This is a genomic window from Pandoraea sp. B-6 (assembly GCF_000282835.1).
GTDB lineage: Bacteria > Pseudomonadota > Gammaproteobacteria > Burkholderiales > Burkholderiaceae > Pandoraea > Pandoraea cepalis.
Genome location: NZ_KB290545.1, coordinates 6564 through 29789, shown reverse-complemented (window position 1 = coordinate 29789; position 23226 = coordinate 6564). Strand labels below are relative to the sequence as shown.

Annotated in this window: 22 protein-coding genes and 1 pseudogene; 11 read left to right on the top strand and 12 right to left on the bottom strand. The window is 62.8% G+C overall.

Going from position 1 to position 23226, the window contains the following annotated elements; all coding sequences use genetic code 11:
* Positions 1 to 96 precede the first annotated feature (96 nt).
* From A985_RS0118355 to A985_RS0118345, 3 genes are read right to left on the bottom strand one after another with little or no spacing between them, the layout of a single operon-like run.
* The gene (locus tag A985_RS0118355) at positions 97 to 1044 is read right to left on the bottom strand and encodes an SRPBCC family protein (protein ID WP_017234834.1); all 948 of its coding nucleotides are present in this window, start codon (positions 1042 to 1044) and stop codon (positions 97 to 99) included.
* A complete protein-coding gene (locus tag A985_RS0118350; RefSeq protein WP_017234833.1) occupies positions 1028 to 1384 on the bottom strand; it encodes a helix-turn-helix transcriptional regulator in 357 nt (118 codons plus the stop codon). The genes A985_RS0118355 and A985_RS0118350 overlap by 17 nt, the downstream gene beginning before the upstream one ends.
* Before the next feature lie 55 nt (positions 1385 to 1439).
* A complete protein-coding gene (locus tag A985_RS0118345; protein WP_017234832.1) occupies positions 1440 to 2354 on the bottom strand; it encodes a bestrophin family protein in 915 nt (304 codons plus the stop codon).
* A 188-nt stretch (positions 2355 to 2542) separates the two neighbouring features.
* On the opposite strand from A985_RS0118345, the gene A985_RS0118340 reads away from it, so the two are divergent.
* Positions 2543 to 2965 carry a hypothetical protein gene (locus tag A985_RS0118340; RefSeq protein WP_017234831.1) on the top strand — a complete coding sequence of 141 codons (423 nt, stop codon included), beginning with the start codon at positions 2543 to 2545 and terminating at the stop codon, positions 2963 to 2965.
* Between the two features lie 86 nt (positions 2966 to 3051).
* Here A985_RS0118340 and mmsB read toward each other — a convergent pair whose 3' ends face one another.
* From mmsB to A985_RS0118325, 3 genes are all read right to left on the bottom strand, one after another.
* Positions 3052 to 3981 (bottom strand): 3-hydroxyisobutyrate dehydrogenase, encoded by a 930-nt coding sequence (mmsB, locus tag A985_RS0118335; RefSeq protein ID WP_017234830.1) that lies wholly within the window; start codon positions 3979 to 3981, stop codon positions 3052 to 3054.
* 35 nt (positions 3982 to 4016) lie between these two features.
* Positions 4017 to 5516 (bottom strand): CoA-acylating methylmalonate-semialdehyde dehydrogenase, encoded by a 1500-nt coding sequence (locus A985_RS0118330; protein ID WP_017234829.1) that lies wholly within the window; start codon positions 5514 to 5516, stop codon positions 4017 to 4019.
* A 179-nt stretch (positions 5517 to 5695) separates the two neighbouring features.
* On the bottom strand, positions 5696 to 6934 hold the full coding sequence (locus A985_RS0118325) for an ABC transporter substrate-binding protein (protein ID WP_017234828.1): 1239 nt from the start codon (positions 6932 to 6934) through the stop codon (positions 5696 to 5698).
* Positions 6935 to 7075: 141 nt separating this feature from the next.
* Here A985_RS0118325 and A985_RS0118320 point away from each other — a divergent pair, with 141 nt between their 5' ends.
* Positions 7076 to 8053 carry a LysR family transcriptional regulator gene (locus A985_RS0118320; RefSeq protein WP_017234827.1) on the top strand — a complete coding sequence of 326 codons (978 nt, stop codon included), beginning with the start codon at positions 7076 to 7078 and terminating at the stop codon, positions 8051 to 8053.
* Positions 8054 to 8059: 6 nt separating this feature from the next.
* Here A985_RS0118320 and A985_RS26135 read toward each other — a convergent pair whose 3' ends face one another.
* Positions 8060 to 9040, bottom strand: coding sequence for a LysR substrate-binding domain-containing protein (locus A985_RS26135; RefSeq protein WP_083902361.1), 981 nt, complete (start codon positions 9038 to 9040; stop codon positions 8060 to 8062).
* A gap of 98 nt (positions 9041 to 9138) precedes the next feature.
* Between A985_RS26135 and A985_RS0118310 the strand changes: the two genes are divergently transcribed.
* Complete coding sequence (locus A985_RS0118310) at positions 9139 to 10377, top strand: MFS transporter (RefSeq protein WP_017234825.1); 1239 nt, start codon at positions 9139 to 9141, stop codon at positions 10375 to 10377.
* 108 nt (positions 10378 to 10485) lie between these two features.
* On the opposite strand, the gene A985_RS0118305 is transcribed toward A985_RS0118310, so the two are convergent.
* Positions 10486 to 11343 carry an arylamine N-acetyltransferase gene (locus A985_RS0118305; protein ID WP_017234824.1) on the bottom strand — a complete coding sequence of 286 codons (858 nt, stop codon included), beginning with the start codon at positions 11341 to 11343 and terminating at the stop codon, positions 10486 to 10488.
* Positions 11344 to 11575: 232 nt separating this feature from the next.
* Here A985_RS0118305 and zapE point away from each other — a divergent pair, with 232 nt between their 5' ends.
* Entirely contained in the window at positions 11576 to 12610 is a 1035-nt protein-coding gene (zapE, locus tag A985_RS0118300; RefSeq protein WP_017234823.1) for a cell division protein ZapE, read from the top strand.
* Positions 12611 to 12613: 3 nt separating this feature from the next.
* Here the strand turns inward: zapE and A985_RS0118295 are convergent, their stop codons facing one another.
* The gene (locus tag A985_RS0118295) at positions 12614 to 13507 is read right to left on the bottom strand and encodes a LysR family transcriptional regulator (protein WP_017234822.1); all 894 of its coding nucleotides are present in this window, start codon (positions 13505 to 13507) and stop codon (positions 12614 to 12616) included.
* Positions 13508 to 13613: 106 nt separating this feature from the next.
* On the opposite strand from A985_RS0118295, the gene A985_RS0118290 reads away from it, so the two are divergent.
* The 3 genes from A985_RS0118290 (at position 13614) to A985_RS26130 (ending at position 17238) form a co-directional block, all read left to right on the top strand.
* Positions 13614 to 14390 (top strand): NAD(P)H-dependent oxidoreductase, encoded by a 777-nt coding sequence (locus A985_RS0118290; RefSeq protein WP_017234821.1) that lies wholly within the window; start codon positions 13614 to 13616, stop codon positions 14388 to 14390.
* 380 nt (positions 14391 to 14770) lie between these two features.
* A complete protein-coding gene (locus A985_RS0118285) occupies positions 14771 to 14962 on the top strand; it encodes a hypothetical protein (RefSeq protein WP_017234820.1) in 192 nt (63 codons plus the stop codon).
* A gap of 446 nt (positions 14963 to 15408) precedes the next feature.
* Complete coding sequence (locus tag A985_RS26130) at positions 15409 to 17238, top strand: EAL domain-containing protein (RefSeq protein ID WP_232424671.1); 1830 nt, start codon at positions 15409 to 15411, stop codon at positions 17236 to 17238.
* 91 nt (positions 17239 to 17329) lie between these two features.
* On the opposite strand, the gene A985_RS0118275 is transcribed toward A985_RS26130, so the two are convergent.
* The gene (locus A985_RS0118275) at positions 17330 to 18118 is read right to left on the bottom strand and encodes a deaminated glutathione amidase (RefSeq protein ID WP_017234818.1); all 789 of its coding nucleotides are present in this window, start codon (positions 18116 to 18118) and stop codon (positions 17330 to 17332) included.
* A 436-nt stretch (positions 18119 to 18554) separates the two neighbouring features.
* Here A985_RS0118275 and A985_RS0118270 point away from each other — a divergent pair, with 436 nt between their 5' ends.
* From A985_RS0118270 to A985_RS0118255, 4 genes and pseudogenes are all read left to right on the top strand, one after another.
* A complete protein-coding gene (locus tag A985_RS0118270) occupies positions 18555 to 19115 on the top strand; it encodes a hypothetical protein (RefSeq protein WP_017234817.1) in 561 nt (186 codons plus the stop codon).
* A 29-nt stretch (positions 19116 to 19144) separates the two neighbouring features.
* A complete protein-coding gene (locus A985_RS0118265) occupies positions 19145 to 19732 on the top strand; it encodes a hypothetical protein (protein ID WP_017234816.1) in 588 nt (195 codons plus the stop codon).
* Positions 19733 to 19823: 91 nt separating this feature from the next.
* A pseudogene (locus A985_RS28290) lies at positions 19824 to 20169 on the top strand (transposase); the annotation flags it as partial.
* Positions 20170 to 20272: 103 nt separating this feature from the next.
* The gene (locus A985_RS0118255) at positions 20273 to 20980 is read left to right on the top strand and encodes a VIT family protein (protein ID WP_017234814.1); all 708 of its coding nucleotides are present in this window, start codon (positions 20273 to 20275) and stop codon (positions 20978 to 20980) included.
* A 690-nt stretch (positions 20981 to 21670) separates the two neighbouring features.
* Here the strand turns inward: A985_RS0118255 and A985_RS26125 are convergent.
* Positions 21671 to 22771 carry a beta family protein gene (locus A985_RS26125; protein ID WP_017234813.1) on the bottom strand — a complete coding sequence of 367 codons (1101 nt, stop codon included), beginning with the start codon at positions 22769 to 22771 and terminating at the stop codon, positions 21671 to 21673.
* A 35-nt stretch (positions 22772 to 22806) separates the two neighbouring features.
* Positions 22807 to 23226: ImmA/IrrE family metallo-endopeptidase (locus A985_RS27165; RefSeq protein WP_198288714.1), on the bottom strand; the 420-nt coding region annotated here is incomplete at its 5' end.

Here is a 23226-nt window from a genome sequence, read left to right as displayed (position 1 = left end):
CCACAATGGGGCAATCGCGCTGCGACGAACACCGCTGCCCCCGGGAAACGGGGCGCAGCGGCGTCGTAAGCGCTGGGCAAACGTGCGGGTGGGGGCTCAGTCGACGAGCGAGGCGCCGAGGGCATCGAGCAACTGCTGGGTACCACGTTCGCGCGATCCCGCGTCGTCGTAGCCGTCCAGGAACGCGCCCTGCTCGGTCATGACGAGTTGCGTGCCGCCATCATGCGCACGAAGATCGATCGTCGCGAGCGACACGGAGATCTTGCGCGTATCCAGATGCATCTCGTAGGTGTAGACAAGCCGCGCATCGGGCACGACATCGAAGTACAGCGCGTCGAACGTGGACACCATGCCGCTTGCCCACTGCCCTTTCGCCACCTCGCGGCCGCCGGGGCGCACATCCATGGAGCGCTCGAGCAACGTCAGGCCATCGCTTCTGGCGAACCAGCGATCCTTGGCGTCGCGCTCGGTCAGCGCACGGTACACGCGCGCAGGCGACGCGGCGTACTGACGCTCGATGCGAAAGGTCGCATGCACCACACTGCGCTGCGTTGGCGCCTCCGCGTCGCGCATGACCTCGCGGCCCAGCTTATCGAGTGTCTGTGCCCAACCCTGACCGGCCCCAGCCGGCATCCAGGCGAACGCCGGATCGTGAACGGTGTAGCGCTGCTCGACATCCAACCGCGTGCCTTGCCCCACTTCCGTGAATTGCGCCGTCGTGCGCGCGCCGAACAGCGCCTGTCCCTTCGCGTCGGTCACTTCCATGTCGATCACCAGACGTGCCGGAGCGTCGATCTCGATGAAACGCCCGCGAATCCAATGCGACTCCCCTTCGGGCGATTGCATGCGCAGGTCGAAAACGCCACCCACGCGGGCATCGATCTTCGCTTCGGGCACGGTGTAGCCGGTCGGGCAAAACCATCGCTTCACGGCATCGGTGCGGGTCCAGGCGAGAAATACGGTTTCGCGCGTGGTTGCGTAAGTCCGACCAACGCTCAGCGGACTCGGCTGCGTTTCGGGTATGGCTTCACTGGCTGTCCTCATGAACTCCTCCTTCGGGCGGCAGGCTGGCCAGATACTCGCCCAATCGGTCGAGATGGCCCTCCCACTCGTGACGGCGCTGATGAATCCATCGCTCGGCAAGGCTCAGCGCCTGGGGTTCGATCCGGCACGTTCGCACGCGTCCGGCCTTTTCCGTTCGCACCAGCCCCGCACTCTCAAGTACGGCCAGGTGCTGCATGACCGCCTGCAACGACATCGCCAGCGGCTGCGCGAGCGCGCTCACCGACGCCGGCCCCTGCGCCAGCCGCGCAAGCATCGCGCGGCGTGACGCGTCGGCCAGCGCCTGAAAGGTCAGATCGAGGGTGATGTCATGGTCAAGCATGTACTTGAGTATAGGCGCTCAGAAAAGTAAAGCAAGGACTTTAGTATCAGAATCGTCAGGTAATAATGTGATGCTCGTTGCGCGGGCGCAGGCGGGCCGTGTGCTGGCGATGGAGGATTTCCCGCAGCGATTGCTCGATGGTCTCGGACATGGCGTTGAGCGCGAGATCGTTCGGCTCCAGTCCGAACGGCTCTTCGATTTCGGCACTGACCGCTTCGAGCGCGAAGAAGGTGTACGAGAGGAAGGCCACGACCACCGGCGTCATCGGGCCGATCGAATCGACCAGACCGAAGGGCAGCAGCAGACTGTAGAGATAGGTCACGCGGTGCAGGATCACGCCGTAAGTGAACGGGATCGGCGTGGTGGCGATGCGCTCGCAGCCGCCGATGGCTTCGCCGAGCCGATCCAGATGCATCTCCATGACCTGCGCGAGCGGCGCTTCGATCTGCCCGCGCGAGCGGCGTTCCCGGAGCCATTCGCCCGCCATGAGCAGGATCGCGATAGGCTTGAACTGCTTGCGGGCGAGGCAGGCTACGTCCGTTTTGTCGAGCAGCCGTTCGAAGTCGGCCTGCGGGTCCGTGCCGCGCAACTGATGGCGCATGCCGTGTACGAAGGCGATGAGATAGGCGACGAAGCGCGACGATTCCGAGGTATCGGACACCAGCGTCATCGACTGACGGGCCAGCGCGCGCGTCTCATTGAGCACGCTGCCCCAGAGCATCCGGGCTTCCCAGTAGCGGGCGTAGCTCGTGGTATTGCGAAAGCCGAGGAAAATCGCGAGCGTGATGCCGATCAGCGAGAACGGCACGAACGTGAGCGGAATCTTCCATTCGAAGACGCGTCCGTGGGCCAACGTGACGGCGATCGAGATGAGGGTGGTGAAAATGAGCTGCGGGGCAATCTTGGGAACGATCGAGCCGCGCACGACAAAGAGCATGCGCAGCCAGTTCAGATTGGGTCGGACGATCATGGGGGAATGGAGGCGCTCGCAAGCGCGGAAGGACTGGCTGTGGGGGGAGCCGTTGCGCCGGGATGATACGCCCATATCGGCCGGTTTGAAATGGTTGCAACCGATTGCAACATCGCTGTGCGCCGCCCGGACCGCTGGCGAAAATCGCATTACGCCGCCTTGGCGTACACCAGGACTCAATAACGATCATGAACGTCCCATACCTCACGCCTCACACCGCCGGGGGGACCGGCAAGCTACGCGGACTGGCGGCCATCGCGCTGCTGACCGGACTCGCAGGCGTGCTCGGCAGTCTGTCGGGCTGCGTGGTCGAACCGCCGCGTCAAGCGCCTGCGGCGCGCGTCATCGTGGCGCCGGACCCGCATACCGTCGCCGTGCAACGTCGCGAGCAGATCGACCGCCGTATCGGCAATGAATCGCGCGACATCGACAATCACGTCAACCAAGGCTATTACCCGCCGCCGCGCGGCTATGCGTTGCACCGCCGCCTTGACGCCATTGCGCAGGAAACCCGCGACATGGCCGCGCAACACGGCGGCGGCCTGTCGGGTGACGAGCAACGCGCCGTCAACCAGGAACTCGACCAACTGCATCGCATGATCGCTGGCTGACGTCGACACGGCTGCCGTGATCCGCAAAGACAACGCCCGTCGGCCGCTAAGCCGACGGGCGTTTCAATGGCCTTGCCGGACAACCGTTACTTCACGGCCAATGCCTGCGCCAGCGTGACCGGGTCCTGGAAAATGCTCGAGAAGTCGAGCGCGCCGTGCCCGTTGGCCCGATGCACCTCGAAGATGCGCCGCGCCAGATCGCCGAGCGGGGTCGCCACGTCGCCGGCCACCGCCGCCCCGTGGGCGAGACGCAAGTCTTTCGCCATCAGATCGGTGGCAAAACCGCCGGTGTAGCCGCGCGACGACGCCGCATTCTCCATCACGCCTGGACACGGGTTGTAGACCTCCAGCGTCCAGTTGCGCCCGGAGCTTTGCTGCATGACGGCCGAGAGCACCTTCGGGTCGAGTCCGTTGGCGATCCCCAGACGCAGCGCCTCGCTCGTGCCCGCCATCAGAATACCCAGCAGCATGTTGTTGCACAGCTTGAGCGTCTCCCCCGCGCCAAGCGCCCCGCCGTGATGAATCGCCCGTCCCATGTTGCCGAGCAGCGGCCGCATGCGCTCGACGAGCGCCGCATCGCCGCCCACCATGAACGTGAGCGTGCCCGCGGCCGCCCCCGCCGTGCCGCCGGAGACCGGCGCGTCGAGCAACGGTGTGCCCGGACGCGCGAGCGTCGCCAACTGGCGTGGAATTTCCGGCGGCACCGTGCTGCTGTCGATCAGCACCGCGTCCGGCGCGGCGTGCGCGAGCACACCGTCCGGGCCATCGTACGCCGCGAGCACATGTTCGCCGGCGGGCAGCATCGTGATGACCACCTGAGCGTTGCGCACGGCGTCGGCAATCGAAGTGGCCGCCGTGCCACCGGCCGCCGTGAGTCGCGCGAGCGCCGCGTCCGACAAATCGAAGCCGCGCACCGCATGCCCAGCCTTCACCAGATTCGCCGCCATCGGTCCGCCCATGTTGCCGAGCCCGATGAAGGCGACACGCCAGCCCTTTTGTTGCGTTTCCGTAGCCATCGTCTGTCTCCGAATCTCCGAAAGCGTCGTGCGCGTTACTTCAACGTGATCGTCGTGTTCACGCCCGCCGGGCCCGTGCCGCGCGCTTGCCAGCGTGCCGTCACGGTCTTGGTCTGTGTCCAGAACAGAATCGCCTGTTTGCCGTTCGGCCCCAGATCGCCCAGCTTCGACGCACGCGAACCGGTGAAGCTGAACCAGGCGACCGGCACCGGAATCGGCAGGTTGATCCCGACCTGCCCAACGTCGATCTCGTTCTGGAACTGGCGTGCCGCTCCGCCATCCTGAGTGAACAGCGCCACGCCGTTGCCGTTGGGATTGGCGTTGACGAAGGCGATCGCTTCATCGAGCGTATCGACACCCGTCATGCACAGCACCGGTCCGAAAATCTCGTCGCGGTAGATCGACATGTCGGCCGTGACATCGTCGAAAATCGTCGGACCGACGAAGTTGCCATCGGGCGCTTCCTTGACGGTGTGGCCGCGGCCGTCGAGCAGCAGTTTCGCGCCCTCCTCCACGCCGGCGCCGATGAGCTTCTCGACGCGCGCACGCGCCTGCTTCGACACCACGGGGCCGAGATCCGCCGTGCGGTCCGAGCCCGGACCCACCTTGAGTGCGCGCGCACGCGCCACCAGCTCAGGCACCCACGCGCGCGCTTCGCCCACGAGCACCGCCACGGACGTGGCCATGCAACGCTGCCCCGCCGCACCGAACGCCGCGCCCAGCAGGTGGTTGATGGCCTGCTCGCGATCCGCGTCGGGCAGGATCACGCAGTGGTTCTTCGCGCCCATCATCGCCTGGCAACGCTTGCCCGCCTCCGAGGCGCGACGATAGATATGCGTGCCAACATGCGTCGAACCGATGAACGACACGGCCTTGATGTCCGGGTGATCGCAAATGCCGTTGGCGATGTCCGGCCCGCCATGCACGACATTGAGCACGCCCGGCGGCAGGCCGGCTTCGAGCGCGAGTTCAGCCAGGCGCAGCGACGCGCTCGGATCCTGCTCCGACGGCTTGAGCACGAACGTGTTGCCGGTGGCCACCGCCAGCGGGAACATGAAGCACGGCAGCATCACCGGGAAGTTGAACGCCGTGATCCCGGCGCACACCCCCAGCGGCTCGATCAGCGTGTAGACGTCAACGCCGCCCGCGGCGTTCTGCGCGTACTCGCCCAACTGCAGCGAGGCAATCGAGCATGCGTGTTCGACGACTTCGAGGCCGCGCCCGACTTCGCCTTCGGCGTCGGGCAGCGTCTTGCCGTGCTCACGCGTGATCAACTCGGCGAGTTCGCCGGTGTGCTCGCGCAGCAACTGCTGGAAGCGCAACATCACGCGCATGCGGTTGGCTTGCGACGTATTGCGCCAGCCCTTGTAGGCCGCCTTGGCCGACGCCACGGCGGCATCGAGTTCCTCCGTCGTGGCAAACGGCACGCGTGCGACGACTTCCTGCGTGGCCGGGTTCACAACGTCGCGCCACTGCGAGGACTTCGACTCGACGCGCTTGCCGTCGATCAGCAGCGGAATGGTGGGTAGGGACATGACATGCTCTCCTGATGGAAACGAATGCGAGGATTCGGGGGCGAAAAGACTGCGAATGACTTCAGGGTTCGGTGGAAGGCGGGCTACGGTGAATGACCACGCAGCGCCGCCGGCAATTACAAGATAGGCAATCGCAGCGAGGCCTGCGCCGCGACGATCCCATGACAATCAAGCGTCGCTCACTTTGCCGCCGTGCTCGTCTTCACGAGCGAGCATGTCGATTTCGACAACGGCTGGAAGGCTTCCGTCGCGGGCACCGTGGCGACCTTGGTGTAGTAGTCCCACGGGCCTTTCGACTCGGCCGGCGACTTTACGCGGAACAGGTACATGTCGTGGATCACGCGCCCGTCCGGACGAATCGAGGCGTTGTGCATGATCGGATCGCGAATCGGCATTTCCCGCATCTTCTGCGCGACCACCTTGGCATCCACGCTCTGAGACGCCGCCACCGCGCGCAGGTAATGCAACACGCTCGAATACACGCCCGCCTGCACCATCGTCGGCTTCAGATCCTTGTACTTTTTCTGGAAGCGGGCCGACCAGACACGCGAGGCATCGTCCTGATCCCAGTAAAAGCCATCGGTAAACATCAAGCCCTGCGCCGTGTTCAGGCCGAGCGCATGAACATCCGACAGGAAGACCAGCAGCGCCGCCAACTTCTGCCCGCGTTGCACAATGCCGAATTCGCGTGCCTGCTTGAGCGCGTTGACGGTGTCCTGCCCGCCGTTGGCGAGCGCCACGACCTGTGCCTTCGAGCTTTGCGCCTGCAACAGGAACGACGCATAGTCGGACGCATTGAGCGGATGTCGCGACTGTCCCAGGACCGTGCCGCCGAGTGTCTTCACGATGTCGGCGGCGTCTTTCTCCAGGGAGTGTCCGAAGGCATAGTCGACGGTGATGAAGTACCACGATTTGCCACCGTCACCGACCACTGCGCGCGCGGTTGCCGCCGACTGCGAGTAGGTGTCGAACATCCAGTGAAAGCCCGTGGGCGAACAGTCTTCGTTCGTCAGTCGCGTGGTCGCCGGCCCCGAGAACAACGTCACGCGTTGCTTGTCCATGGCGATCTTCTGCACCGCCAGGGCGGCCGCCGAGTTCGTGAGATCGGCAATCGCATCGACATTGTCGCGATCAAACCATTCCCGGGCCTTGTTGGCGGCGACGTCGGCCTTGTTCTGGTTGTCGGCCGACACCAGCGCAATCTTCATGCCCTTGCACTCGGCCGCCAGACAATCGTCGATCGCCATTTGCGCGGCCGCGACCGAGCCGGCACCGCCCATCGCCGAATACGGTCCCGACATGTCGGTGAGCACGCCCACCTTCACCGGGCGGTCCGGCAACTGCGCCATCCCGGCCATCGACATCAACCCCAAGCTCGCGCCGAATCCCAGCGCGAGCAACCACGGCTTGATCTTCATCGCTTTGTCTCCTTCAGGTCTTGTATGCGTTCGTCGTCGCCGTCTATGCGCGGCGCTCATGAATTGTATTTGTGCGAATTTGCTTTACATAGCGAATATATGCATCTACTTTGTGCACAAATACACATAGGAGAGAGCGTAATGGTTCGCACCGCCGCGGCACGACCGTCGGGCATCGCTGGCGCTTCGGGGGCGGAGCCGCGTCCCGACTGGGACGACTTGCGCTACTTCCTGGAGGTCGCGCGCACACAGCGCGTGAGTGCGGCGGCGCAACGCCTGGGGGTCGATCACACGACGGTTTCGCGACGGGTGCGCGCGCTGGAGCACTCGCTCGGCACGCTGTTGTTCGACAAATCGCGCAACGCGGGCTTTGCCCTGACGCCCGAGGGGCAGCAGCTCCTCGTCTACGCGGAGCAAATGGAGACCACGCTGCAATCGGCGTGCGAGCAGGTGGCGGGGCTCGGGCAAACGCTCTCGGGCCACGTTCGTATCGGCTCGACGGAAGCGTTCGGCACGTACTTCGTCACGCCGGTCCTCTCACGCTTTCAGCGCGAATACCCGGCCATCGCCTTCGACGTGCTGCCCGTGCCGCGCTTCGTGAGCCTGTCGAAACGCGAGGCCGATCTGGCGATCACCATCGAACGCCCCCAGCGCGGGCCGTATGTGTGCAGCAAGCTGTGCGACTACCGTCTGCAGTTGTATGCAACGCCCGGTTATCTCGCGCAATACGGCGACGTCGCGACGTTCGCGGATCTGTCCGGACGCCGGTTCATCAGCTATGTCGACGAACTGACGTTCAGCAACGAGTTGCGTTATCTGGAGGACATCGTGCCCGGGGGCAATGTCGTGCTGCGCAGCACGAGCGTCATCGCCCAGTATCAGGCGGCATTGCAGGGCGAGGCGCTGGCAATCCTCCCGTGCTTCATGGCCGCGCAGGACGCCCGGCTGGTACCTCTGCTCGTCGACGACGTGGTCGTCACGCGCAGTTTCTGGATCTATTGCCACGAGGAACTGCGCTCGCTCAAGCGCATTACGGTGCTGTGGGATTATTTACGCGACGCCGCCCAGCGCAATGACGCCCTGTTGCAAGGCCAATCGGGACAACTGCGGCTGGTCTGATCGCGATCAGCGAATCTTGCGTTGCTCGGCGTCGATCACGGCGGGAATGGCCGCGCGCATCGCTTCGATGAAACGGCGCAGCCGGGCAGGATAGTACTTTGCGTACGGGTAGAGGAGGTACATCGGCAAGGCCGTCGAGCGCCATGGCGGCATGAGCTGGATCAGGCGCCCCTGCGCCACGTCCTCGGCCATCAACCACGCCGAACAGACTGCCACACCCAACCCGCGTAATGCGGCACTGCGCAATGCGTAGAGGTTGTCCGTGCTCATGCGCGGATCGAATGTGACGCGGGCCGTCTCGTGCGTTTGCTCGTGCGTGAGCGTGATGTCGTTGCGGTAGAACGTGGTGAGCGAGAGCCACGGCAACGAGGCCAGGTCCGAGGGGTGCGAAGGCAACGCACGTCCGCGCAGCAGGTCGGGCGACGCCACGACGATGCGCGGCACGTCGGTCAATGAAATCGCCACATTCGACGGGTCGCGCAGTTCGCCCACGTGAATCGCGCAGTCGATGCCTTCCGCAATGAAATCGGGCTCGCGGTCCTGCAAGAACCAATGCACCTTCATCCCGGCATAGCGCTCTAGAAAGTCCGCGAGCGGGCCGATCATCATTTCCTGACCGAACGCGTGGGGCACGAGCACGCGCAAGGTGCCCTCCGGGTCGTCGCCGGTGCCGCGCAGATCGGCTTCGAACGCCTCCCAGCTCGTCACCAGTTCCTTCGCCCGGACGAAGCAACGCTCACCGTCCTCGGTGAGCTTCATGCGATGCGTCGAGCGTTGCAGCAAGCGAAGTCCCAGCGAGCGTTCGAGCATCTGCAAACGCCGGCTGACAGTCGGCTGCGTGGTGCCGAGCAGCGCTGCGGCGGCCGACAGACTGCCAGCCTCAACGATGCGCACGAACGTCTGCATCAGCTCGACGCGGTCGGCGCCGCCGCCTCGGCCGGCGGGCGCATCGGTACCAAAGGCAGGGGGATGAGGGGGCTCTGTCATACGCAGCACGTATAAAGGTTGTACGGATTATAGGCCTACCACCGCACTGCACCAAGCGCGACACTACGCCCCGTACCTTGCTATTGGAGCCTCACCTTATGAGTTCTGCTCAGATTTCCAACGCCGCCGGCGCGAGTCAAGCCACCGCACGGCCGCAGCCCGAGTTGTCTGCCCGGCTGATCCTGCTGCTCGCGACGGGCACCGGCCTGACGGTCGCCTCGCTGTACTACGCCCAGCCGATGCTCGGCATCATGACCGACGACATCCACGCCGCCAACACGACCGTAGGCTGGGTGCCGACGCTCACCCAGCTCGGCTACGCGCTGGGCATTCTGCTGCTGGTGCCGCTCGGCGACATTATCGACCGGCGTCGTATCGTGCTCGTCAAGGGCGCGATTCTCACGCTCGCGCTGCTGCTGGCCGCCTTTGCGCCGGGCATTGGCACGCTGCTCGCCGCGAGTCTGGCCATCGGGCTGACCGCGACGATGGCACAGGACATCGTCCCCGCCGCAGCCGCGATCGCGCCCGAATCGATCCGGGGCCGAGTCGTCGGCACCGTGATGACCGGACTGTTGTTGGGCATTCTGCTCTCCCGCGTCGTGTCCGGCTTCGTGGCCCAGAACTTCGGTTGGCGGGCGATGTATGTCGTCGCCGCCATCAGCGTGGCCGGTTTCGGCGTGGTGGCGTGGCGCGCCCTGCCGTCGTTCCATCCGACGACGCAGATGACCTATCGTCAATTGCTCGGTTCGGTGGCCGGCCTGTGGCGTCGTCATCCGGCGCTGCGCCGGGCGGCATTGGCGCAGGGCCTGCTGTCGGTCGGCTTCAGCGCCTTCTGGTCGACGCTCGCCGTCATGCTGCACGACGCCCCGTTCCATCTGGGCGCGGCGGCGGCGGGGGCATTCGGTCTGGCAGGCGCGGCCGGGGCACTCGGCGCACCGCTGGCCGGTCGCATCGCGGATCGCAAGGGGCCGCAGATCGTCACCCGTCTTGGGGCGAGCCTGGTGGCCGTGTCATTCGCCGCGATGCTGTTCGCGCCCATGCTCGGCGCCCATGCCCAACTGTGGCTGATCGGTCTGGCCGCCATCGGCTTCGACCTGGGCGTGCAGGTCGCGCTGGTCTCGCATCAAACCATCGTGTACGGCATCGAACCCGCCGCCCGCAGCCGTCTGAATGCCGTGCTTTTCGTCGGCGTCTTCATCGGCATGTCGATCGGCGCGGCACTCGGTGCTCAGGCATTGGCGCACTGGGGCTGGACGGGCGTCGCGTCGCTCGCCACGCTGGCGGCCCTCGCCGCGCTCGCTGTGCGACTGTGGCCCGGCACGACGTCGGCACACTGACGCGTAGCCTGCCGCTGACGACGACAGGACAACGACACGCAGGCCGCCTCCCTCGGGAGGCGGCCTTGTCGTTTGACACGCCGGGCAAGTGCATGGCGCCCACAACGTTCAGCCAGCAGCCTTGGCGGCACAGGCGCGCACCTGGTCGTACAAAGCATCGATGTCGATGCCGTCGAGCTTCAGGCCGAAGCGTTCCCGCAGCACTTGCGCGAGTTGCGCCGCCGACGCAATGTCGGTTTCCGCCACGACGTCGCCTTGCGCCGAGCGCTCCGTCAGCGTTGTGTTGAGTAGCGAAATGCGTCCGAGCGGCAGCACACGGCAGACGATGAGCTGATTTCGGAAGATGGAATCGGGCGCGCTCGACGTGTACCAATTGCCCAGCTTGTAGTCGATCCACTCGGCGGGTTTCGGCGCGAAGCGATAAACAGGCAACCACTTGTCGGCGGAGCGCACGCTCAGGCGGTACTCGCTGGGTGGCCCGCCGTCCTCCGTGCGAACCGTCTCCAGTCGGAACGTTTCCAGCAGGGTCGACTGGGGTTGCGCCGAATGCAGGCGCAGCGGCGCGGTGAGCGTGACGGAGCCGAAACCCACATCGGCCAGCCAGGCCTCGCCGTCGAGATCGACGCGCAGCAGCATGTGCGTGAGTGGCGCTTCCCCATCAAACGAGCGCCCCCACACGACGCGTCCGATCAACGGGGTGACGACAAACCCGAGATGGGTCAGCGCGTTGGCGAACAGCGCGTTCTGCTCGAAGCAGTAGCCGCCGCGTCCGCCATCGAGCAACTTGGCAACGACCGACGGCAGCTCGACGTCGACCGGCTGGCCACGAATCGGATCGAGATTCTCGAACGGAATGGCCAGCGGATGGAGCGAGTGGATGGCGCGCAGAACATCGAGCGTTGCTTCACGCGGGCCGGTGTAACCGATGCGCTGAAAATAGCGTTCCGGATCGAAGGGGTGAGACATGCCTGACGTCCTCTTGAGGGATGCGGACCTACGCAGAGCCCATACGTTAGCGCATCCGCCGCGTCTTTGCGCAATGCCATCGCGGCGACGAGGTGAGCGGGCGATAGGGCGACGCCGAAATGCGCGGATTTCGCACCGCAGTCCAAATTAGCCGGAACCGCGCAGCGTCGGTATAGTGGCCCCCATTGGCCGGCCGGGTACGCCGGCTGCTGCTATCCGGAGTCTGCTTTACATGATCGACATTGCGCGCGTGACGCGGGCGCTGGCTGAGCGCCACGTCCGTCCCGACCTTCGTCAACGCGACGCCCTTGCCGCCCTCACGGCGCTGCTGGGGCGTGCCAAGCCGCCCTTCGACGGCGTTTACTGCTACGGACTCCCCGGGCGCGGCAAGAGCCTCGTCGTGGACGCCGCCTTCGCCGTCGCCGAGTGCGAGAAGCGGCGCGTGCACTTTCACGAATTCCTGCGCGACATCCATCGGCAACTCGTGCGCGAGCCGGCATGCGACGACCGACTCGCGGCGGTGGCGAATCGCTGGCTCCACGGCGTTGCGTTACTGTGTTTCGACGAATTTCACGTCCACGACATTGCCGATGCTTTCCTGATCGAGCGATTTCTCGACATCGCGCTGGCGCGGGGTGTGCGGCTGGTGCTGACGTCGAACTATGCGCCGCAGCAGTTGCTGCCGGACCCCGAGTTTCACGAGCGTTTCGAACCGACCATCGCCGTGATTCTGCAACGCTTCGCGGTCGTGCATTTCGACGGCGCCACCGACTACCGCATGGGCGGCGAAGCGGCACAGCTACCACGCTGGATCGCGCCCCCCGACGACGCCCGCGAGCTCTTGCCGCTGCGTTATGCCGAATTGGAGGGGCGACCCGCGTCAAATCCGTCGACGGTGACGATCGCCGGCCGTGCACTGCCGGCACAAAGCGCAGGCGCGCGCGTGCTGTGGGCCAATTTCGACCACCTTTGCGTCGCACATCGCTCGCATCTGGATTACCTCGCGCTCGCCGAGCGCTGGCCCTCCTTGATCGTGGGCGATCTGCACGTCGAACGGCTCCAGCGCCCCGACACCCTGCAACGATTCCTGTGGCTGATCGACATTTGTTATGACCGCCAACGCACGTTGCTGATCGCGTCCGACATGCCGCTCATTCCCGCGGTCGATGCGCTGCGCGACTGGCGCGATCTGTCGCGCACGATCAGCCGACTGGCCGAGATGGGATCGCGCGACTACGAGCGCCGCACGCTCGTTCGCCCGAGCTGAAGGTCACACAACGCTAGCGATGCATTCCCGCAGCCATTGATGCGACGGATCGCGATGCACACGCTCGTGCCAGTACATCGAGATCTCGAAGCCCCGCAGGTCGACGGGCGGCGTCGTCACCTGCAACGCCGGATCGTCGCGAACGAGGCGTTCGGGGGCCATCGCCACCAGATCCGTGCTGGCGAGCGCGGATCGCAGGAAGAGAAAATGCGGCACGGACAGGACGACGCGCCGCGATGCCCCTAGCCCCGCGAGAGCATCGTCAGTGCTCGCATGAAAGCCGCCTCCGTCCTGCGACACAATGACGTGCTCCAGCTCGCAAAACTGCTTGAGCGTGGGCCGTCGTTTGAGCTTCGGATGCCCACGCCGTCCCACCAGAACATAGCGCTCCGCGAACAGGGCCTTGCGACGCAAGCCCTGTGGTGCGCCATCCGTTGTGTGAAACGCGATATCGACGATACCCTGCTCCGCCTGCCGGGCAACGCGCGACGGCGACAGATCGAACACCGCCAGCCGCGTGCGTGGCGCCGCCGCTCGCAGGCGCTGAAGCACCGGCAGTACCAGGGTCGACTCCGTGTAATCGGTGGCGGCGATACGCCAGGTCAAGTCGGCGTTGGCCGGATCGAAAGCCGCAGCGGGTGAGACGGCACGTGACAGCGATTCAAGCGCATCGCGCAACGGCCCGCGCAGCGCCTCTGCGCGCGCGGTGGGGCGCATGCCGCGCGGCCCCGGCAGCAAAAGTGGATCGCCGAGCAAATCGCGCAACTTCGCAAGATGCACACTGACCGCCGGCTGAGACATATACAGCCGCTCGGCGGCACGCGTCACGTTTTGTTCGGTAAGCAGGACATCGAGCGTGACCAGCAGATTCAAATCGATTCGTCTCAAATTATTCATGGTTATACCTGGCATATCAGGAATTCATTTCCAATATACCTTGCGTGCGCCTAACCTGCCTGTGTTCCCTGAGTCGAATGAACCCAATCGCAACGGAGTTTGAAAAATGAATGTATTGATCGTTTATGCCCACCCGCAACCGCGCTCGCTCAACGGCGCATTACGCGACTTTGCTGTGCAGCGACTCGAAGCGGCCGGGCACCACGTGCAAGTCTCGGATCTGTATGCAATGCAGTGGAAGAGCACCATCGACGAGGACGACGCGCCGCAACGCAATGCGAGCGAGCCGTTCCATGCGTCGCTCGACTCGAAGCATGCGTTCGCGAGCGGCACGCAGCGCGCCGACATCGCCCGCGAGCAGGCGAAGCTGCGCTGGGCGGACACGGTGATCCTGCAATTCCCGCTGTGGTGGTTCTCGATGCCCGCGATCATGAAGGGATGGTTTGATCGCGTGTATGCCTACGGCTTCGCGTATGGCGTTGGCGAGCACTCGAATACGCATTGGGGCGACCGCTACGGCGAAGGGTCGATGGCGGGCAAGCGCGCAATGCTCGTGGTGACGACCGGCGGCTGGGACTCGCACTACAGCGATCGCGGCATCAACGGTCCCATTGACGATGTGCTGTTCCCGATTCAGCACGGCATGTTGTTCTACCCGGGGTTCGACGTGTTGCCGCCCTACGTCGCCTTCCGGACGGGACGCATCGACGCCGAGCGCTTTGCACAGATTCAGCGCGAGCTGGGCGAGCGTCTCGATACACTCGCCACGACGGCGCCGATTCCCTATCGGCAGCAGAACCACGGCGCATACGACATTCCGGCGCTCACGCTCAAGGACAACGTCGCCACCGGACAGACGGGGTTTGCCGCGCATATCGGCTGAAAGGGGGCGTGTCGTCGGATGCCACAGTCGGCGGGCGTTCGGCGGCACAAGGCATTGCGCGATGCGCGGAACACGCGTATAAGTGACAAAGAGAATCTCAAGTCTGACGCTTGTCCACACCGCGTCAATCTCCTCGATCCTTGCGAGATCCAATCGGTCGGTCGAAGCGAATTCGATCACTTCGCGAGAACCGACCTACGTCGTTTGATGGGGTGCACGGTCCAAAAGCGTTGCAGGCATCGACAAACCAACCCAACTCAATAGCCCATCGCTACGCGACCGATCTTGTTCGTGAGCCATGTGCGGGTATCTCAGGCCCGACGCGAAATGTGCGTCGGTCAACGCGGCTCGCAGTTATCTCATCCATGTCAGGAGCACGAATGCTCACGCTGTCGAAGCAGGCCATAGTCGCTGCCATTTATCGCGTCATTCGCAATGACGACCCCCCGTCGGATGCCATCATTAACGCGCTGCTGGCGCGTGAACTGGTCTGCCGAGTGGGCGAGCGTCTCGAATTGACGCCGTATGGCAGATCGTACTGCCGGTCCGCCTACGTCCCCGCCTGGTGCTGATCGAAACGCGGTAACGCGTTAGCGCCTTACCGCGACAATGCGGCCGCTCATCGCCGCGGCCGGCCTCCAGGACTTGCCGCACGTCAGCGTGCCGGCGTGCCGAGGTGTCTGCGCGCTCTGTCGGCACCCTTTGTCGGCACCCTCTCTCCGCGGCCATCAGCGCTCCATGCCCGATGCGCTCTCGCCAATCCATCTCCGTGCGCTATCTATTTGTCGACGATCCCCGCTGGGATCGTCAGGTGAAACCACGGTAGCATGGCGGCCGGCCGTGCAGTATGCTCGTCGCTGGACGCGGCCTGCGGATTTCCAACTGCCGGTCGTTAATTCCTTCAAGGCAAACCACAGATCCGCCGACGTTCATGGTCACGCAAGACGACGAGATGCAATCTCCCGGTGTTTCAGCGAACGTCGAAAAGTTCTGGCACCCGCTTCAGGATCCTGCGTCCGTGAGCGAGGGACGAGAGATGTACGGCATGGCCGGGACGCCACAACTCGCGGCGCTCTTCGCTGAGGTGCAACGCCACGCCGCAGCGATCGTCAGCCAGTTCCACGATGGACTTGCATGCCTGCCGGCGTCCCAGCGTATTCTGAATCACCTGACGCCAGCGGAAATGCGGTACGCCAAATCGCGCCAAACGAAGCGACTATGCGCGCTTTCGGCGCCTTCGCTGACGGCTGCCGATCATCGTGCGCAAGCCATCAGGGCCGGGCGTACGCATGCCATTGTCGGGCTCAACTGGGAAGATCTGGTTCGCGCGCGAGGGGTCCTTGGCGAAGCCATCGTCAAATACATCGATACAGCGGCGCATGGCGAGGCGCTATGTCTGCTGAGCCGGCGCATGAACCAGGATCTCGCCTGGCAGGCCGAGGCCTATCAGCGCCTGCAGATCTCCCGTCATGCAGTATTGCAGCGCGTCACGTTGCTGGCGTGGAGAACGGAAAGTTATACCGACCTGATTAGCCAGGTGGTCCAGATTCTGGGTGAACACGACGAGATCGCCGGCTGTGCGGTGGGCCGGCCGGATCGTCAGGGGGTGTTTCGCTTCGAATTGGCGGCTGGCGGCACCATCGAGCGCTATCTCGCCGGGATCGAAAAAACGGCGCCCATCACGGTGGGCAATTCGTCCGGCAGTCAGGGGCCCACGGGGCGTGCCTGGCGCAGCGGCCATGTGGTGCGCTCGCTCAATATTGCGAACGATCCGAAGATGGTGCCGTGGCGGGCCGCGGCCTTGCCGGTCGGTTTTCATTCCTGCATTGCGGTTCCCCTGCACCAGCCGGGCGAACCCACGGCCGCCATCCTGAACCTGTACAGCCCCTTGCCCGGCGCACTGACCGGCGCCGATCAGATTGCCTTCGTTTCCCTGTTGCAGACGATTCTGGGCTTCGCCATTGCCGGCACCGAGCGCCTGGCCGGCCATACCCGCACCGTGCCTTATACCGTTCGGCAGCGTTGGTCCAAGCTTCTCGGGACTGACGCGCTGAAGATCCACTATCAACCGCTGCTCGATCTCAAAACGGGGCAAGTGACCAAGGTGGAGGCATTGGCCCGCTTGCAGGATGGCGATCGCCTTCTGGCACCTGGCGAATTCTTCCCGGCACTGTCGTCCGAGGACTTCCTGACGCTGTACAAGCGCGGGCTCGAGCAAGCACTGTCGCAACGCCGCCTCTGGCTGCGGGCGGGTTTCCCGCTGAGCGTCTCCGTGAACTTGCCATCGAGTGCACTTGGCGACATCCGCTATTTCAAAGTCACGGAGCGGGCGCTCAAAAAGAGCGGTGCCGCGCCAAACCAGTTGACGCTGGAAGTGCTGGAAACCGATGCCTTCCCGCTCGGCGTGGACGTATCGCAGGAACTGGCGAAATTCAAAGCCTTGGGAATCCAGTTGGCAGAGGACGATCTGGGTTCGGGCTATAGCAGTCTGACGCGCCTGCGCGAAGTGCCGTTCGACCTGGTCAAGATCGACCGGGACATCGTGAGCGCTGTCGGTCGGGATCCCCTGGAGACCCTGCGCTTCACCTATCAGCTGATCCAGTTGGGACACTCGTTGAACAAGGCCGTCGTGGTGGAGGGCATCGAAGACGAGGGCATGCTCGAGGCGGTCGTGATTCTCGGCGCCGATATCGCCCAAGGGTATGCGATTGCGCGCCCGATGCCGGCCGAAGCGTTGACCGAATGGATGGCGTGCGTGCCGAGCGTGCCCGATACACACGCGCCAAGTACGGTGCTGGGCAAGTTGGCGGCGCAGTTGCTGCTCGAAGCGCGCAATCGGTTGATGTAATGGCGGCTTCGTCCGACATGGCCGACATCGTCACTCGGCTTGCCCGGCACGTCAGCCGTTCATGCCATGCGCTGAGCCGGCGCGACACGCCCTAAAGTTGCGGCGCCGCGAAACGACGATTCTCGTTGCAAGGCAGCACGCGGCGCGCCTCGGCGATGCGGGCCGGATCGAGGTCGACAAGCAGGAATGCGGGCGCTTCCGCCGCGCGCGCGACAATCACGCCCAACGGGTCAACGACCATGCTTGCGCCGATATTGCGGGGCCCGCATTCCCCCGACGCCACCAGGTAACACGTGTTCTCCAGCGCACGCGCGGTGCACAGGGTTTCCCAATGCGCCTCCTTGAGCGGCCCCCTCACCCACGCGGCCGGCAACACCAACACGTCGGCGCCATCGAGCGTGAGGCGTCGCGCCAGCTCGGGGAAGCGCACGTCGTAACACGTCATCAGGCCAACCTTGAGGCCGCAGACGTCGACCAGCGGCGGTACCTCGTTACCGGGGACCACGTTCGTCGACTCCTTCACCGAAAACGCATCGTAAAGGTGGATCTTCTTGTACTCGGCGATGATTTCGCCGTCGCGCAGTGCGATCAGGACATTCCACACCTTGCCGTCGGCGGTCGCGGGCACGTGCACCGTCATCATCGTCGTGAGGTTGTTGCCTCGACTTGCTTCGCGCAAGGCGGTCACGAACTCGCCGTCCAACGGTTGCGCGGCGCGGCGCACCAGGTCAGGGTCGGCGATGTCGCGCGCCAGCACGCCCTCGGGGAGTACCAGCAGGTCTGCACCGGCGGCGCGTGCCTTGGCCATCCATTGCAGGCAGGTCTGCGCGTTGATAGACGCATCTGCGGCAACGGCGAATTGTCCAATGGCTGCTTTCATGACTTTCTCTCTCAAGACGGATGCGACTCAGGCCCAATCGGAGGATGGGGCGTGGCTCGGTTGAATTCCAGAGCGTGGAAACGGGGGACGTAGCTCAACTTTGCTTAAGTATGCCAGTTCGACAGTTTGCACCTCGCACGCAAACGGGGCACTCGCTCGGCATCGCCTACGGCGGGCCTGGCGTTGCACGAGTCTAATGCCAAGCCCCCCCTCAAGCGTCTCGATCGCCCCAGGTGCTATCCATCAGGCACAGGTTGACAGCACACGCTATTGTCGCTTGTTGCATCGTTCGCATATCGATCTGTTTTCATGTGAAATGCCATTGACACCACATTATTCAAGCCAATATTATTTGTTCGCATTACAAATAAATTAAAAACTCGCCACGATGCCACATCAAGGTATTCGGGCGTTCGTCAGTATTTCGGGGAGATTCATGTTCAAGAAGATCGGAGTTGCCGTTGCGGTGATCTTCACCGCAATGTTGTGCGCATGTTCCACTACTGCACCGAACTACAGCGCGTCATTGGATAACGTCGACAAGCTGAAGATCGGCGGCGACTACAAGGCCGCAGTCGGGAAATTCACGCCGGCGCCCGGCTTGAAGACCGAAACCGGTATTTCACTGAGAGCGATGACGATGTCGTCGCCTTATGGCGACTCCTATAGTCAGTATCTCGCCGAAGCGATCAAGCAGGAGCTGTCGTTGGCGGGCAAGCTCTCACCCGATTCGCCTGTTCGCATTACCGGCACCTTGCTGGAGAACGACATCGACGCCGGCCTCGCCACAGGCAAGGGCACCATCCAAGCACGCTTTGTCGTGACGCGTGGCGATCAAACGCGCTACGACCAGGTAAAGTCGGTGGAGACGGAGTGGTCGTCGAACTTCGTTGCGGCCATTGCCATTCCGCGAGCCACCGAGGCCTACCCCAAGCTTGTGCAGAAGCTGCTCACGTCATTGCTCGATGATGATGCGTTTCTGAAAGCACTCCAATAAACAAGCCAAGCTACTGGGGAAGATGAAAGATGAAATTTTTCAAATGGTTGGGCGTCGTATTTGCCGTGACACTGGCGTCGGGTTGCGCTCATCAGGTCAGCATGAGTCCCGACATTGCGGCGATCGATGCACCGGAAGGCGCCACGCGCATTGAAAAGCACGTCGGCTACGTGATCACCGATCAGTCACGTGCACTGATCGTGACGACCCCCGGCGGTGGTGGCGACAAGGTCCGCTACAAGCCGTACGCTGATGCCGAAACCGCCTTCTACAAGGTGCTTTCGAACGTATTCACGAACGTGACACGCCTGAAGTCTGTCGATGTCGCTGCCTCGACGAAGGAAAGCGCGCTCGCCTACGTCATTGTGCCGACGATAACGACGGATTCCTCGTCGGCAAGCTTGGTCACGTGGCCCGCAACGGATTTCACGGTGAATCTGAAGTGCGAAATTCGCAACCTGGATGGCACGATTTTCGCCACGCGGACCGTGACCGGCACCGGCCATGCAGACTTCAGCGAATTCAAGAGCGACTTTTCGCTCTCCGGTCGTCGAGCTGCCGCAGACGCGATGCTCAAGCTACAGGACACCCTGCTGAAAATGCCGGAACTGCGCTAAATCGCTGGCGGGTCGTGGTGGTCGATTGTAGCGGTCTAATCGCCTCCGGACACCCATTTAGGCGAGAATACTCGCCATGGAGAGGTGTCTGATAAGCAAGCAACGTCGTACGTTTCCCCCTGAGTTCAAGCACAGTGCTGCGTCTCTAGTCCTCGACCAGCACTATAGTCACGTCAATGCCAGCCGGTCGGTCGGCGGCGCGGAGTCGGTTCTGCGCCGCCGGGTTCAACAACTGCACCAGGAACGCCGAGGCATCACGCCGCGCAGTAGATATCTGCTGGCCATGATGAAAGCAACCTGGCAACCACGCATACATGCGCGCTACGCTGGAGCGCATCGACATTCCGAACGTATTAAATTGCGAGTTCAATGTGGTGGCGTCGAATCAAGTCTGGTGCGGCGACATTACGTATTTATGGGCTCAGGGGCGCTGGCATTGCCGACGACGTCATGCGCGACAGCACACGGGTTCGTAGGATTCCCGAGGCGTCGCGCCTGAACGGATTGCCCAAAGCTACTTCACATGGATCGGAATCTTCAATGACAAAGTTTCACCATCGTGCCCATCCTGAAAGACACCGCACTGAACATATCGGCTGGCTGCGCGCCGCCGTCCTTGGGGCCAATGACGGCATCATTTCCACGGCCAGTCTGGTCGCCGGTGTGGCCGCGGCCCATGCAAGCCACGCCAGCATCCTGACCACGGCCGTGGCGGGATTGGTGGCAGGCGCCATGTCCATGGCTGCCGGCGAGTTCGTATCGGTCTATTCACAGGCCGACACAGAAACGGCGGATTTGATGCGGGAGCGTGAGGAACTGAGGCACAGCCCGGAGGCAGAGCATCGGGAACTGACGGCCATCTACGTGCGGCGTGGCCTGGATCAGCAGCTCGCGGATCAAGTCGCCACGCAGTTGATGGCGCACGATGCGCTGGGCGCGCATGCGCGCGATGAACTGGGCATCTCGGAAACGTTGAGCGTGCGCCCGCTGCAAGCCGCAATGGCGTCTGCTGGGAGCTTCGCCGTGGGCGCGGCCATGCCGCTAGCCGTGGTTTTGCTGGCGCCGGAGCAGAGCCTGCTCTATTGGATCGTGGCGACGGCGATTATCTTCCTGGCCCTGCTCGGCGCTGCCGCTGCTGCCGTTGGCGGAACTCCTCTCTTCAAAAGTGCGCTGCGCGTGGCTTTCTGGGGCACCTTTGCGATGGCAGTGACAGCGGGCGTGGGGGCCGTGTTCGGGACCACTGTTTGATCTCAGAGCAGCGGCGGCCAGCAATTGGGGGCCGGTGTATCCGCGCGACTTGTCGTGTGGATACATTCCCCATCCTGTCCCAAGGATATCTCGCAAGACCGTGAACGAATCCGTCGACGCGCGTGTTGACGTTCCAATGGCGGACGCGATGGACGGAAAAATGCAATTCTCGCCGCTACGTTTTTTTGAGGGGACGTCAATACGCTTCTCCAATCTCCGACGCTCACATCAGGCGCTTGGGATGCCCCCCCCCCGGCTGAGGCATTTGCATTAGCCGCTTAAGCTGTGCAGGTTTCGCTGGGTCATTACACTAATGCTGACCTCATCGGTTGCCATAAACCATTGCTCGAAGATGTCTACGAAAGGCTGGTCGGTCCAAAGCGCCAGCGATGGGAATCGATCCCAAGACTCTCACACCAGAATCGTACGCACTTACGAAACACGCTGATTGCCAAGAACCCCAATCCCCCGCGTAAAATAGCGATCTTCGCGGGCGTCGTATAATGGTAACACTCTAGCTTCCCAAGTCTCAGCGCGTTAATTGAAACCACTATTCACGCGCGTTCTCACGTCGGGATTTCTCCCGAGTCCACGAAGAACCACTGTTCATGCGGGGTTCACAGCGATGCCCGTTTTCATGCCAGCGCCAATAACAAGAAGCTGCTGTCGCACCGGGAAATAGGACCGCTTTTAGCTCTGCTCAAGCAACTCTTCGACAGATGCGCCTTGAGTTGCCAATGCTCTCAACCTCACGGCTTGCTTCACGGTGTAGGAAATATGATGGTTCTGATCAACCAGAACCCACGTCCCGGGGTTGCCTGTACCGGCGTGACCAGTGGCACACTCGTAGATGTATCGATCGCCGTAACTGAACGTGCGATCTTGATAGTAACTGCTTCCAACCACTGCCGCAGCGAGCCTCCGGTACTGCTCGTACTTCTCACCTTGGCGGAGGCTATGTCCGCGATGAATGTGCAGCTTCGCACCATGCGAATAGCGGATTTTCCCGTTGATGTGGGTACTCGGCGTCAGATCGCTAAAATCAGGGTGAATCACACCATAATCCCCGAAGACCAAGTTTGCAGGTAGTTGCTGCGTCGCCACGTTAGCCCACAACGTTAGCTCCTGCCTCGTTACCTCACCGTGAGAATTCCGCTCGATCTCAGCAACAGTCTTCGGAGAACTTGAGCCGGAAACTATGATGGCTCGTGCACTGACAAAGCGCGATAGTGCATCCACGAAGTCGCAAGTGTTCGCAGCAGCAGCAAGAGCATCCGCCTCCGTCCCGAGGTATCGGTGATCTACCAACAAGTCGAGCATCCGAAGATCCAAACCCATAGCGCGCAAATCGAAGATTTGCTCTATGGTTTCATCGGGAAAATCCAAGTCATCTCGATCTAACCTAAGCAGCAATCCTCCTTGCTGCTGAGCCCATTGAACAATGGTGGACAGCTCCGCTTCGTCTCGATCAAAACCATATACCGGTTCGAAATTAACGCCAGCGTTTTTGAGCAAAGTGAAGCCCACCATAAGAGCAGACTCTCCCGTCTCAACCCGCGTGCCGGGCTTCAACATCGGGAAGTCCACGTAGCATTGCCGAGGGCCAGACATCTTCGCCAAACGCTTAACAAATCGAGTTAATTCCTCTTCCGGCTTTTTCGTAGGCAGAAACGGAGGCAACTCGTACAGCGGCTTAGTCTGGCTTGCAAGGCTACGCTCAACGTAAGCCATAGCCTTGATGTCGTTAAGTTTCCCCTTGATGATCGGGCTATACACGAATCCTTGATTCATACTTGACTCCAATCAACGACACCAAGCCGAGACGCTTAACGGTTCATGAACAGCGGCTTAACGGCGCCCTGGCCAATCATATCCTTGAAAATTGCGTAGTTCTCAGTTTCTCGCTGCAACCGGCCAGCAACGATAGCCGGATGTACCCCTTGCTCTCGTGCGAAGCTGACAATTCCAACCTTCGTCGGCATTTGGCGAACAGAGGCACTACGCCAGTGCGCCCGCGAGATAAGGACATCTCTCGCAATGCGATTTGCCTCTTTCTCAATGCCTTCCGTGCTTTCGGCATCTACCAGACGATCTAGAATCACGTCCCCCGGCCGACTAAGGTGCTTCCATATGTGGGCACACTCGTGCATAAGCGTGAACCAGAAGTTATCCAACCGGTCGAATCGGAGTGTCAGGCCGATAACTGGCACACCAGACCCCGACAGCATGGCGGCACCATCCAGTTT

Excerpts from the sequence above, each read along its gene's own strand:
- A985_RS0118355 (WP_017234834.1), bottom strand. The coding sequence starts at position 1,044 with ATGAGGACAGCCAGTGAAGCCATACCCGAAACGCAGCCGAGTCCGCTG.
- A985_RS0118350 (WP_017234833.1), bottom strand. The coding sequence starts at position 1,384 with ATGCTTGACCATGACATCACCCTCGATCTGACCTTTCAGGCGCTGGCC.
- A985_RS0118345 (WP_017234832.1), bottom strand. The coding sequence starts at position 2,354 with ATGATCGTCCGACCCAATCTGAACTGGCTGCGCATGCTCTTTGTCGTG.
- A985_RS0118340 (WP_017234831.1), top strand. The coding sequence starts at position 2,543 with ATGAACGTCCCATACCTCACGCCTCACACCGCCGGGGGGACCGGCAAG.
- mmsB (WP_017234830.1), bottom strand. The coding sequence starts at position 3,981 with ATGGCTACGGAAACGCAACAAAAGGGCTGGCGTGTCGCCTTCATCGGG.
- A985_RS0118330 (WP_017234829.1), bottom strand. The coding sequence starts at position 5,516 with ATGTCCCTACCCACCATTCCGCTGCTGATCGACGGCAAGCGCGTCGAG.
- A985_RS0118325 (WP_017234828.1), bottom strand. The coding sequence starts at position 6,934 with ATGAAGATCAAGCCGTGGTTGCTCGCGCTGGGATTCGGCGCGAGCTTG.
- A985_RS0118320 (WP_017234827.1), top strand. The coding sequence starts at position 7,076 with ATGGTTCGCACCGCCGCGGCACGACCGTCGGGCATCGCTGGCGCTTCG.
- A985_RS26135 (WP_083902361.1), bottom strand. The coding sequence starts at position 9,040 with ATGACAGAGCCCCCTCATCCCCCTGCCTTTGGTACCGATGCGCCCGCC.
- A985_RS0118310 (WP_017234825.1), top strand. The coding sequence starts at position 9,139 with ATGAGTTCTGCTCAGATTTCCAACGCCGCCGGCGCGAGTCAAGCCACC.
- A985_RS0118305 (WP_017234824.1), bottom strand. The coding sequence starts at position 11,343 with ATGTCTCACCCCTTCGATCCGGAACGCTATTTTCAGCGCATCGGTTAC.
- zapE (WP_017234823.1), top strand. The coding sequence starts at position 11,576 with ATGATCGACATTGCGCGCGTGACGCGGGCGCTGGCTGAGCGCCACGTC.
- A985_RS0118295 (WP_017234822.1), bottom strand. The coding sequence starts at position 13,507 with ATGAATAATTTGAGACGAATCGATTTGAATCTGCTGGTCACGCTCGAT.
- A985_RS0118290 (WP_017234821.1), top strand. The coding sequence starts at position 13,614 with ATGAATGTATTGATCGTTTATGCCCACCCGCAACCGCGCTCGCTCAAC.
- A985_RS0118285 (WP_017234820.1), top strand. The coding sequence starts at position 14,771 with ATGCTCACGCTGTCGAAGCAGGCCATAGTCGCTGCCATTTATCGCGTC.
- A985_RS0118275 (WP_017234818.1), bottom strand. The coding sequence starts at position 18,118 with ATGAAAGCAGCCATTGGACAATTCGCCGTTGCCGCAGATGCGTCTATC.
- A985_RS0118270 (WP_017234817.1), top strand. The coding sequence starts at position 18,555 with ATGTTCAAGAAGATCGGAGTTGCCGTTGCGGTGATCTTCACCGCAATG.
- A985_RS0118265 (WP_017234816.1), top strand. The coding sequence starts at position 19,145 with ATGAAATTTTTCAAATGGTTGGGCGTCGTATTTGCCGTGACACTGGCG.
- A985_RS0118255 (WP_017234814.1), top strand. The coding sequence starts at position 20,273 with ATGACAAAGTTTCACCATCGTGCCCATCCTGAAAGACACCGCACTGAA.
- A985_RS26125 (WP_017234813.1), bottom strand. The coding sequence starts at position 22,771 with ATGAATCAAGGATTCGTGTATAGCCCGATCATCAAGGGGAAACTTAAC.